Origin of the sequence: Rathayibacter sp. AY1E8, from assembly GCF_002931415.1 — a bacterium.
Lineage (GTDB): Bacteria > Actinomycetota > Actinomycetes > Actinomycetales > Microbacteriaceae > Rathayibacter.
In genome coordinates, this window is record NZ_PSVI01000077.1 from 1 (window position 1) to 11,373 (window position 11,373).

Below are 11,373 nucleotides of genomic sequence, written 5' to 3' on the forward strand. Positions count from 1 at the left end.
CCGCCTAGGAAGTGGTCCCCGGTGCGTAATCGGGCGCATCCGGAAGGCCGAAGGCGCGCTCGAGCGTCGCGATGCCGGAGTCGTGCAGGTACCCGGAGAGCTGGGTCCCGACGTACCGCAGGTGGTACGGCTCCGACTCGTACCCCGTGATCGGAGTGGCGTCGGGCTTGTAGCGCACGAGGAAGCCGAAGCGATGGGCGTTGGCGCCGACCCACTGCCCCTCCGGAGTGTCGCCCCAGCAGATCTCGAGCGCGCACGCGCCCGACGCTCCCACCACGTCGACCGCCCAGCCGGTCTGGTGCTCGCTGTGCCCCGGGCGCGCACTCGTCGCATCCGCTCCCGCCTGCCCGCGCGAGGACACCCAGCCCGCGTAGACGCTGACCTGGGTGTCGTAGGAGCGGTAGGCGCTCTGCACCGCCAGCGAGAGGCCGGCCTCGGAGCGGGCGGCGGCGAAGAGCGGGACGAGGGCGTCCGCGGTCGCCTGGCGCATCGGCTGCCGGTTGACGTAGGGCACGTCGGGGAAGGTCAGGTCGGCGGGGACGTAGTCGACCGGCGCGAGCGTCCGCAGCTTGTTGACGACGACCCAGGTGCTCGCCGGGTCGTCGACGGACTGCGCGGTGAGGTCGATCCCGGAGGCGGTGGGAGTGGGTGTGGGAGTCGGAGTGGCGGTCGGCTCCGCTGTGGGCGCCGAAGTGGTCGCGGCGGCGGAGGGCGACGGAGCGGGCGGCGCCGTCGAGGGGGTCGGCGAGGGCGCCGGCGCTCCGTTCCCGATGGCGGCTCCGACCCCCAGCGCGGTCAGGCCCGCCGCGGCGGCCACACCCCCGATGACCAGGGCTCGGCGGCGGACGGGGCGCCCATCGGTCGGCTCGTTCTCGTTCGACGTCATCCTCCGAGCCTAGACAGACCCGTTCCTGCGCATCTGCTGAAGCACCGGCGATCGGTTCTGTCCACCCGTGCCCCTCCACGCGGGTCGCGCATATCCTCTAAGGATTCACATAAGCAGACCCCCTAGCTTGAGTGACAGCCACGACTCCGTGTGCGACCGCCCCCTCGGCCGCACGGCCCCCCACGGAGCCGTCGATGGAAGGACCCCATGCTCCGACCCCTCACCGCACCCTCCGTCCCTCTCGCCGCCCTCGCTCGGACGCTCGAGATCGGCGACGAGGGCGGCCTGACGGCCGAGATCAGCGGAGTGACGCTGATCGCCTCCGACGTCGAGCCCGGCGACCTCTTCGTCGCCCTGCCCGGGGTCAACCGCCACGGGGCCGAGTTCGTCGAGCAGGCCGTGGCCCGCGGCGCCTCCGCCGTGCTGACCGACACCGCGGGCGCCGATGCCGCGCGCGCGACGGGTCTGCCCGTCCTCGTGGTCGACGACCCCCGCTCCCGCCTGGGCGCCGTCGCCGCCGCCGTCTACGGGACGGCCGAGCGCTCCCCCGTGCTGCTCGGCGTGACCGGCACCAACGGCAAGACGTCGACCGTCCACATGCTCGAGGGGATCCTCCGCCAGCTCGGCGTCGTGCCCGGCCTCAGCTCGACCGCTGAGCGTCACATCGGCGACACCTCGGTGACCAGCGGCCTGACCACCCCGGAGGCGACGGAGCTGCACGCGCTCGTCGCCCGCATGGAGGAGGAGGGCGTCGGCGCGGCCGCGATCGAGGTCAGCGCCCAGGCGCTCACCCGCCACCGCGTCGACGGCGTGGTCTTCGACGTCGCCGGCTTCACGAACCTCAGCCACGACCACCTCGACGACTACGGCGACATGGACACCTACTTCGGCGAGAAGGCCCAGCTGTTCCAGCCCGATCGCGCGCGCCGGGCCGTCGTCTCGCTCGACTCCCCCGCGGGCGCGCGCCTCGTCGAGGTCGCCGGCGTGCCGGTCACCACGATCACCTCCCTCCCGGGCGTCGACGCCGACTGGACCGTGACGGTGCTCGAGCAGGAGTTCGGCCGCACCCGCTTCCGGATCGGCAACCGCGAGGGCCGTGCCATCACGACCTCCGTCCCGATCATCGGCACCCACATGGCCGCCAACGCCGGACTGGCGATCGTGATGCTGATCGAGTCCGGTCGGCCGATCGGCGAGATCCGCGCCGCGCTGCACCGCGACGGCGGAGTGGACGCCTCCCTCCCCGGCCGCACCGAGCGCGTCTCCGGCGACCGCGGCCCCACGGTGTACGTCGACTTCGGACACAGCGCCGACGCCTTCGCCCGCACCCTGGAGGCCGTCCGCGAGGTCACTCCCGGCCGCGTGGTCATGGTGTTCGGCGCCGACGGCGACCGGGACGCGCTCAAGCGCCCGGCCATGGCCGGAGCCGCCGTCCTGGGCAGCGACGTGCTGGTCGTCACCGACCACCACCCGCGCTTCGAGGACCCGGCCTCGATCCGGCGCACCCTCGTCGACGCCGCCCGCGCCGCCCGTCCGGACGCCGAGATCCACGAGGTCGACGACCCCAAGCGCGCCATCCGCGTCGCCGTCTCCCTGGCGCACGAGGGCGACGCCATCCTCTGGGCCGGTCCTGGGCACCAGAACTACCGCGACATCCTCGGCGTGCGCACGCCGTACTCTGCCCGAGCCGAGGCCCGCGCAGCGCTCCGTGAGGCCGGCTGGGCGGACGAGGCGGTCCCCGCTCCGGCCTGACGCACGGCCCCGGCACGGCGGCCCTGAGATCCCGTTCAGGCTCGCCGGACGCTCTGTCGCGCTCTCCGCACGCGGTGTAACTTTGCGCAGCACGCAACGTTTGCGGCGGATCGCCGTGCCTGGACGCGTCCGCCAGACAAGGGGACCACCGTGGCCGACTCCGCCTCCGCTCCATCCGCTCCGACCTCGACGCCGTCCGGCGCCGTGATGTCGCACCGGCAGATCCTGTTCGTCATCTTCGGGCTGATGGCGGGGATGTTCCTCTCCTCGCTCGACCAGACCATCGTCGGCACCTCGATGCGCACCATCGCGGACGACCTCGACGGCCTCTCGCAGCAGGCGTGGGTGACCACCGCCTACCTGATCGTCTCGACGATCGCGACGCCGATCTACGGCAAGCTCTCCGACATCTTCGGACGCCGCCCGCTCTACCTGATCGCGATCGTGCTGTTCCTGATCGGCTCGACGCTCGCCGGCTTCTCGACCTCGATGCTCGGCCTCGCGGGCTTCCGCGCCGTGCAGGGCCTCGGCGCCGGCGGACTCATGTCGCTCGCGCTCACGGTGATGGGCGACATCCTGCCCCCGCGCGAGCGCGCCAAGTACCAGGGCTACTTCCTGGCCGTCTTCGGGATCTCCAGCGTCGTCGGACCGCTCATCGGCGGCCTGCTCGCCGGCACCCCCGAGATCCTCTTCATCACCGGCTGGCGCTGGGTCTTCCTGATCAACCTCCCGATCGGCGCCGTCGCGCTCTTCATCGTCGTGCGGTTCCTCCACCTGCCCAAGCCCGCCGGCAAGCGCTCGGTGCGGATCGACTGGTGGGGCGCCTCCCTCGTCGTCATCGCCGCGGGACCGCTGCTGCTGATCGCCGAGCAGGGCCGCGAGTGGGGCTGGGGCTCGCCGATCGCGTGGGTCTGCTACATCGTCGGCGCGCTGGGCGTCATCGGCTTCATCGCGGCCGAGCGGATGATGGGCGACGACGCGCTCATCCCCCTCAAGCTCTTCCGCTCGCCGACCTTCTCGATGGCGACCGTGCTGGGCGTCCTCGTCGGCTTCGGCATGTTCGGCGGCATGATGGCGATCCCGCTGTACCTGCAGCTGGTGAACGGCGCCACGCCGACCGAGTCCGGCTTCCTGATGCTGCCGATGATCCTCGGCCTGATGATCGCCTCGATCGTCTCGGGTCAGATCATCTCGCGCACGGGCCGCTACCGCGCCTTCCCGATCGTCGGCACGTTCCTGATGTCGGCCGCGTTCTTCTACTTCACCTTCGTGACGATCGACAAGCCGGTGATCTTCATGATGGGCGGGATGCTGATGCTGGGCCTCGGGCTCGGGCAGATGATGCAGACCCTCACCCTGGCCTCGCAGAACTCGGTCGACGTGGCGAACATGGGAGTCGCGACCAGCGCCTCCACATTCTTCCGCCAGATCGGCGGCACCCTGGGCACCGCCGTGATCTTCTCGGTGCTGTTCAGCCGGATCCCCGACACCATCGCCGCGGCCTTCAAGAACCCGGCGCTCGCGGCGGATCTGCAGCGGGCCGCCACCGACCCCGCCGTCGCCGCGGACCCGGCCAACGCCGGGATCCTGAAGCTGCTGCAGTCGCAGGACACCGCCGCGATCGGCTCCGCGCTCGACGGGGACACGTCGTTCCTGAACACCGCGGACCGCGCCCTGTCGGCCCCGTTCCTGACCGGGTTCAACGACGCGACCGTGACCGTGTTCCAGGTCGCGCTGGGCGTGGTCCTGCTGGCCTTCGTGCTCTCGTGGTTCCTCAAGACCCCGCCGCTGCGGGCGAAGTCGGCCATGCAGGAGGCGCACGACCTCGCGGCCGAGGACAGCGCGGAGGAGCTGCGCCGCACGGACCCGCAGCTGGCCGCGCGCGCCGGGGCCGACCTGGCCGCGGGCAGCATCGAGCCGGACGTCCGGACGGACTCGATCCGCACCGCTCCTCCACGCGACGGGCACGGCGCCCACCGGGCCTGATCGGGAAGCGCCGGCCGACCGCATCCTGCGCTCCGCTCCTCCCCTCCGAGGCGCCGCCTCCGCCGCCCGGACACCGCCCTCACCGCGGTGTCCGGCCGGGGAGGCGGCGCCTCGCGGTCGTCCGGGGCACGATGTCCCGCGTTCCAGGGCGAGAGAGCGCTCCACCGGGGCTCTAGGATGGTCGGACCGCTGCCGAAGGAGTCCGCAATGAGCGCCGCCCCCACCCCCTCCCCCGCGACCCCGAGCCTCTCGGAGCAGGTCGCCCGCGCCGACCGGCTCGCCGTCCGCGACTGGCCCGCCGGCTTCCTCTGGGGATCCGCGACCGCCGCCGCCCAGATCGAGGGCGCCGGCCACGAGGGCGGCAAGGAGGACAGCATCTGGGACGCCTTCTCCCGCGTCCCCGGAGCGGTCGCGAAGGGCGACACCCCCGAGGTCGCGGTGGACCACTACCACCGGATGCCCGCGGACGTGCGGCTGATGAAGGAGCTGGGGCTCGGCTCCTACCGCTTCTCGGTCAGCTGGGCGCGCGTGAAGCCGGGCGACCGCGCCGTGAACCCCGAGGGCCTCGACTTCTACTCCCGCCTGGTCGACGAGCTGCTCGGCGCCGGCGTGCTGCCGTGGCTCACCCTCTACCACTGGGACCTCCCGCAGGCCGTCGAGGAGACCGGCGGCTGGGCGAACCGCGACACCGCCGAGCGATTCCGGGACTACGCCGAGGCCGTCTACGAGAGCCTCGGCGACCGGGTGCAGCACTGGACGACGTTCAACGAGCCGTTCTGCTCGACCCTGCTCTCCTACGGGGCGGGCGTGCACGCCCCCGGCGTGATCTCGCAGCAGAAGGCCCTCGCCGCCGTGCACCACACGCACCTCGCCCACGGGCTGGCCGTCTCGACGCTCCGGCAGCTCGGAGCGCAGAACCTGGGCATCACGCTCAACCTCTCGAACGCCGTCCCCGACGACCCCGAGGACGAGGCCGACCTCGACGCCGCACGCCGCTTCGACGCGCTCCAGAACCGGATCTTCCTCGACCCGCTGCTGCGCGGCGAGTACCCCGAGGACCTGCTCGAGGACGTCGAAGGGCTCGGGCTCGACGAGCTGATCGTCGACGGCGACCTCGATCTCATCTCGCTCCCGCTCGACTTCCTCGGCGTGAACCACTACCACGACGACAACGTCTCGGCGCATCCGCTGCCGGCCGGAGCCGACGACTTCGCCCAGGCGACCGACCGCGAGGTCGGCTCCCCCTGGGTCGGCTCCGAGTTCATCACCTTCCCGTCGCGAGGGCTGCCGCGCACCGCGATGGACTGGGAGGTGAACCCCGACGGGCTGCGCTACCTGCTGACCCGCCTGGGCCTGGAGTACGAGAACCTCCCTCCGCTCTACGTGACCGAGAACGGCGCCGCCTACGACGACGTCGTCGAGGACGGCCGCGTGCACGACGCGGACCGCACGCAGTACGTGCTCGACCACGTCGAGAAGGTCGCCGACGCGATCGACCAGGGCGCCGACGTCCGCGGCTACTTCGTCTGGTCCCTCCTCGACAACTACGAGTGGGCCTGGGGCTACGAGAAGCGCTTCGGCATCGTGCGCGTCGACTACGACACGCAGGAGCGGATCGTGAAGGACTCGGGCCTGGTCTACTCCCGACTGCTCGGCGGCAGCGCCGCGGCGATCCTGGACTGACCCGTGAGCGAGCCGACGGGCGTCCGCGGCGGGGGCCGCTCCCCCACCCTCGAGATGGTCGCGGCGCGGGCCGGAGTCTCGCGCGCGACGGTCTCGCGGGTGGTCAACGGAGCCCCGCAGGTGGCGGCCGAGATCGTGGCCGCCGTCGAGAAGGCGATCGGCGAGCTCGACTACGTGCCCAATCACGCGGCGCGGATGCTCGCCTCGCGGCGCACGCAGTCGATCGCGCTGATCGTGCCGGAGTCGACCGCGCGCGTCTTCGCGGACCCGTTCTTCGCCTCGATCGTGCAGGGCGCCGCGATGCGCCTGGCCGACACGGACTACACGCTCTCGATGCTGATCGCGTCCGAGACGGACGGCGAGAAGACGCGGCGGTACCTGCTCGGCGGCAACGTCGACGGCGCGCTCGTGGTCTCGCACCACTCGGGCGACCACTCCTACGCGGCGCTCTCGGGCACGCTGCCGATCGTCTTCGGCGGCCGGCCGCTCTCGCCGGACGAGCGCGGCTCCTACTTCGTCGACGTGGACAACACGGAGGGGGCGGCCGTCGCCACCGCGCACCTGATCGAGCGCGGCCGGCGCCGGATCGCCACCATCGCGGGCCCCGCCGACATGCCGCCGGGCGTCGACCGCCTGATCGGCTGGCGCGGCGCGCTCACCGACGCCGGCCTCGCCGACGACCTCGTCGAGTGGGGAGACTTCTCGCCGGCGAGCGGCACCGAGGCGATGCGCCGCCTCCTCGCCCGCGACCCCGACCTGGACGGCGTCTTCGCCGCGAACGACCAGATGGCGGTCGGCGCCTACGCCGCCCTCCGCGAGGCCGGCCGCCGGATCCCCGAGGACGTGTCCGTCGTGGGCTTCGACGACGATCTCTTCGCGCGGAACGCCGTCCCCGCGCTGACCACGGTGCGCCAGCTCCCCGACGAGCTCGGCGCCCGCATGGTGGAGCTGCTGACCGCCCGCATCGAGGGGCTCCCCGTTGAGCACCGCACGCTGATGCCGACGTCGCTGGTCGTCCGCGCCAGCAGCTGACCCCGGCCCGCGACTGTCCAGGAGTCGTCGCAGTCGACGCCGAGTGCGACTACTCCTGCGTAGTCGGAGGGCTCCGCGTGCTCGATCGGATGCGGACCGGCGGGCGGATCCGGACGGTGGGGCGGACGCGGGCGGCGGGGCGGGGATGGACGAGCGGGTCGATCCGTCGACGGGGTGCGTCACGGTCGCCAGCCGTGGGCCACGAGAGCGGCACGGAGCTCGGCGATCGTGCGCGCCCTGCCCCGGGTCAGACCCTCCGCGCGGACGACCACGACGATCCAGCCCGCGAGGTGCAGGGCCAGGAGCCGTTCACGATCGCGTGAGAACTGCGCGTCGTCCGTCCGGTGCTGGCCGCCGTCGTACTCCGCCACCACCTTCCACCGTTCGAAGACCAGATCGCCGACCGCGAGCAGTCGGCCGCCGATCCTGATCTCGGCGTTCACGTCGGGCGCGGGCAGTCCCGCCTCCTCGACGAGAGCGCGGAGCCAGGTCTCCCTCCGCGAGGCGGCTCCGGTCGATGCCAGCCGCAGAGCCTCAGCCAGGCCGCGTCGGCCCCGGCCCCGATGGGAGGCCAGGCGGTCCTGCAGCTCGTGAAGCCGGACATGGGGACGCGGATCGTCCCGGCGCGGGTAGCGCGGCTCGAACAGGAGGTGGTCCGTCGCCGCGAGGAGATCGCGGGCGGACAGCAGTGGCGCGAGCGCGATCCACGTCGACACCGCTCCCGTCACCGGCAGGCCGTGCCGCTCGACCCTGTCCGTCTCCGTGAGGGTGTGGCCGATCACACCCCGGGTCCTGGGGGGCCGGTGCGGCGTCGTCGCCGACACGTGGATCGGATCGTCCTCGCCGGGTCGCGCCGGGAGCGGCACTCCCCAGGCTTCGGCCGCGGTCAGGTGGGAGAAGAGCTGCCAGGGCCGCAGCCGCGGCAGATAGGCGACGGCTCGTTCCAGGTGCGTGACGGGCGCCACCCGGGTGCTCACTCCGTGGAAGGGGCTGGCCAGGGCGGGAGTGCGCAGCCGGGTGTCCGTCATCCCGGCGCGGAGTGCCGCTCGCCGGGTGAAGGCTCCGAGGTCGGTGCTGGACATGCCGCGATTCTGGGGGTCCGTGATCCTCGTCCGTCTCCCGCGATCCGCATTCTGTGGACGAACCCCTGATCCCGCACCTGGGGAGGCGCGCCTCCCACCACGACTGTCCAGGAGTTGTCGCAGTCGGCGTCGAGTGCGACAACTCCTGGACAGTCGGAGCGATCGATGTCGAGTGCGACACCTTCTGGACAGTGGGAGCGACCGAACTCGACTGCGACGACTCCTGGACAGTGGGAGCCGGCCGGTGCGCAGGAGTCGCGGGGGTGGCGAGCGAGGACGGCGACGTCTGAGGAGTCGAGAGGGCCCGCGTCAGAGGAAGAGCGGCGCCGGGTCGAGGGCGGCGAAGCGGCGGCGCATGACGGCGACCGCGTCGGCGTGCTCGTCGACGAGGACGAAGCGGCGGCCGAGAGCGTGCGCGACGGCGCCGGTCGTGCCGGAGCCGGCGAAGAAGTCGAGGACGGCGTCGCCCTCGCGGCTGGACGCCTGCACGATGCGGCGGAGGATCCCCTCCGGCTTCTGCGTCGGGTACCCGGTCTTCTCGCGGCCGGTCGGCGAGACGATCGTGTGCCACCACACGTCGGTCGGCCGCTTGCCGCGCTCGGCCTTCTCGGGGGTCACGAGGCCCGGGGCCATGTACGGCTCGCGGTCCACGGCGGCGGAGTCGAAGTGGTAGCCGCGCGGGTCCTTCACGTAGACGAGGATCGTGTCGTGCTTGGTCGGCCAGCGGCGCGTGGCCTTCGCTCCGTAGTCGTAGGCCCAGATGATCTCGTTGAGGAAGCACTCGCGGCCGAAGAGCGCGTCGAGCAGCACCTTCGCGTAGTGCGCCTCGCGGTAGTCGAGGTGGAGGTAGAGGGTGCCGTCGTCGGCGAGGAGCCGCCACGCCTCGGCCAGACGCGGCTCGAGGAACGACCAGTAGTCGTCGAAGCGGTCGTCGTAGCGGAGCAGGTCGCCGCGGATCCGCTCGTAGCTGCGCCCCTTGAAGCCGGCGATCGTGCCGGTGGTGGAGCGCACCGAGGTGGTCGAGGTGCGCACCTGCGCCCGGCCCGTGTTGAACGGCGGGTCGAGGTAGACGACGGTGAAAGCGCCGTCGGCCAGCTGCGGCAGGACCTCGAGATTGTCGGCGTGGAACACCGCGCTCCGCGACTCCGGGACGCCGTCCGCGATCTGGATCGTCCTGGGCACCCGGCAATTGTGCCAGTGCGCGCGAGCCCGGCGACACGCTCCGCGCCTCGCGCCCGCGCTCGACGGATGCCGGGGAGGCTCCGGCGTAGAGTGGCGCGATGATCTCCGAGGTGCGCCACGACGAGGACTCGTCCCGCTACACGCTCTGGCTCGACGGCGAGACCGTCGGAGTCGCGGACTACGCCGTCCGCGGCCGCGACGTGGTCTTCCTCCACACCGAGATCGCGCCCGAGCACCGCCACGAGGGCCTCGGCGAGACCCTCGTCGAGGCGGCCCTCGACGACGCGCACGAGCGCTTCGGCGGGCGCATCGTCCCGGCCTGCCCGTTCGTCGCCGAGTTCATCGCCGAGCACCCGGACCACCAGGAGCTCCTCGCGAGCTGAGGGGCGCCCGCCGGTCCGGCCCGCCGCGTACCGCTCCGGGTCCACGCGCCGGCGACCGCCGCCCCGGACCCGCCGGTCAGGGGACGCGCCGCAGCCACTCCGGAGTCGAGTACTTCGTCCGCACCAGCTCCTCCGCCGCCGCGTACTCCTCCTCGGTCAGCGTTCCCGCCTCGCCGCCGTGCAGCTGCACGAAGGTCGCCTTCATGCGCTCGATGATCTCGGCGCGGCTGAGCCCGGTCTGGCTGCGCAGCGGGTCGACGCGCTTCACGGCGGAGGCGATGCCCTTGTCCGAGAGCTTCTCGCGGCCGATCCGCAGCACCTGCACCATCTTCTCGGCGTCGATGTCGTAGCTCATGGTCACGTGATGGAGGACGGCGCCGGAGCCCAGGCGCTTCTGCGCGGCGCCGCCGATCTTGCCCGAGGGCGAGGTGATGTCGTTGAGCGGCTGGTAGACCGCGTCGATCCCGAGCGACTGCAGCGCGCTGACGGCCCACTCGTCGAGGAAGGCGTAGGAGTCGGCGAAGGTCAGCCCCTGGACGAGGTCGCCGGGGACGTAGAGCGAGTACGTGACGACGCTGCCCGCCTCCATGAACATCGCGCCGCCGCCCGAGATGCGGCGGACCACGTCGACGCCGTACTTCGCCGCGTTGTCGAGGTCGACCTCGTTGCGGAGCGACTGGAAGCTGCCGATGACGACGGCGGGCTGGTCCCACTCCCAGATCCGCAGCGTCGGCTCGCGACGGCCCTCGCCGACCGCGGCGGTCAGCACCTCGTCGAGCGCCAGGTGGGTCGCGGGAGGGACGGCCCGGTCGTGCACGATGCGCCAGTCGTAGTCGCGCCAGCTGGTCGCCTTCTGCAGCGAGCGGCGGATCGCGACCGCGACGGCCTCGGGCGTGAAGCCGAGCAGGACCGCGTCGGCCGGGAGCGCCTGCCGGATGGCGGCGGCGATGGACTTCGCGTCCGTCTCGGCCGGGAGGCCCACGACCGCGCGATCGATGTCGTCGAGGGCCGTGTCGGGCTCGAGGAAGAAGTCGCCCGCCAGGCGGAACCCGGCGAACCTCCCGTCGACCACGTCGAGGTCGACGACCACGAGCTTTCCGCCGGGGACCTTGTACTCGCCATGCATGACGCCAGCCTAGGCGCGAGCCGGGGCGGGGAAGCGCTCGCCCAGGCCTACCGGCGGCGGGCCGGGTACACGGACGTCTCGGTGCGGGTGTACCCGGAGGCGCGGCACGAGCTGTTCCAGGAGCTCAACCGGGCCGAGGTCACGGCCGATCTCGTGGAGTGGCTGGGCGAGCGCTTCCCCGCCCCGGCTCGCGCCTAGGCTGGCGTCATGCATGGCGAGTACAAGGTCCCCGGCGGAAAGCTCGTGGTCGTCGACCTCGAC

At 72.4% G+C, this 11,373-nt stretch carries 10 protein-coding genes; 6 read left to right on the forward strand and 4 right to left on the reverse strand.

Annotation, left to right across the window (positions count from 1 at the left end):
• Window positions 1-4: 4 nt before the first annotated feature.
• Entirely contained in the window at window positions 5-886 is an 882-nt protein-coding gene (locus C5C74_RS15760) for a D-alanyl-D-alanine carboxypeptidase family protein (RefSeq protein ID WP_104351865.1), read from the reverse strand.
• Between the two features lie 207 nt (window positions 887-1,093).
• Between C5C74_RS15760 and C5C74_RS15765 the strand changes: the two genes are divergently transcribed.
• The 4 genes from C5C74_RS15765 to C5C74_RS15780 all read left to right on the forward strand — a co-directional run bounded on the left by C5C74_RS15765 (window position 1,094) and on the right by C5C74_RS15780 (window position 7,339).
• Entirely contained in the window at window positions 1,094-2,638 is a 1,545-nt protein-coding gene (locus C5C74_RS15765; protein WP_104269404.1) for a Mur ligase family protein, read from the forward strand.
• Window positions 2,639-2,845: 207 nt separating this feature from the next.
• Complete coding sequence (locus C5C74_RS15770; protein ID WP_104226227.1) at window positions 2,846-4,624, forward strand: MDR family MFS transporter; 1,779 nt, start codon at window positions 2,846-2,848, stop codon at window positions 4,622-4,624.
• A 207-nt stretch (window positions 4,625-4,831) separates the two neighbouring features.
• Window positions 4,832-6,307: a GH1 family beta-glucosidase gene (locus C5C74_RS15775; RefSeq protein ID WP_104351866.1), complete on the forward strand. Its 1,476-nt coding sequence runs from the start codon at window positions 4,832-4,834 to the stop codon at window positions 6,305-6,307.
• A gap of 54 nt (window positions 6,308-6,361) precedes the next feature.
• Complete coding sequence (locus C5C74_RS15780) at window positions 6,362-7,339, forward strand: LacI family DNA-binding transcriptional regulator (RefSeq protein WP_104225165.1); 978 nt, start codon at window positions 6,362-6,364, stop codon at window positions 7,337-7,339.
• A gap of 179 nt (window positions 7,340-7,518) precedes the next feature.
• Here C5C74_RS15780 and C5C74_RS15785 read toward each other — a convergent pair whose 3' ends face one another.
• Together C5C74_RS15785 and C5C74_RS15790 are read right to left on the reverse strand one after the other, a co-directional pair.
• The gene (locus C5C74_RS15785; protein WP_104324876.1) at window positions 7,519-8,421 is read right to left on the reverse strand and encodes a hypothetical protein; all 903 of its coding nucleotides are present in this window, start codon (window positions 8,419-8,421) and stop codon (window positions 7,519-7,521) included.
• A 309-nt stretch (window positions 8,422-8,730) separates the two neighbouring features.
• Window positions 8,731-9,603: a site-specific DNA-methyltransferase gene (locus C5C74_RS15790; RefSeq protein ID WP_104225160.1), complete on the reverse strand. Its 873-nt coding sequence runs from the start codon at window positions 9,601-9,603 to the stop codon at window positions 8,731-8,733.
• A gap of 98 nt (window positions 9,604-9,701) precedes the next feature.
• On the opposite strand from C5C74_RS15790, the gene C5C74_RS15795 reads away from it, so the two are divergent.
• On the forward strand, window positions 9,702-9,986 hold the full coding sequence (locus tag C5C74_RS15795) for a GNAT family N-acetyltransferase (protein WP_104351867.1): 285 nt from the start codon (window positions 9,702-9,704) through the stop codon (window positions 9,984-9,986).
• Between the two features lie 76 nt (window positions 9,987-10,062).
• Here the strand turns inward: C5C74_RS15795 and C5C74_RS15800 are convergent, their stop codons facing one another.
• Entirely contained in the window at window positions 10,063-11,112 is a 1,050-nt protein-coding gene (locus tag C5C74_RS15800; RefSeq protein WP_104225162.1) for a biotin/lipoate A/B protein ligase family protein, read from the reverse strand.
• Here C5C74_RS15800 and C5C74_RS15805 point away from each other — a divergent pair.
• On the forward strand, window positions 11,107-11,310 hold the full coding sequence (locus tag C5C74_RS15805) for a hypothetical protein (RefSeq protein ID WP_104351868.1): 204 nt from the start codon (window positions 11,107-11,109) through the stop codon (window positions 11,308-11,310). The two genes, C5C74_RS15800 and C5C74_RS15805, sit on opposite strands and share 6 nt — an antisense overlap.
• The last annotated feature ends 63 nt before the right edge of the window (window positions 11,311-11,373 follow it).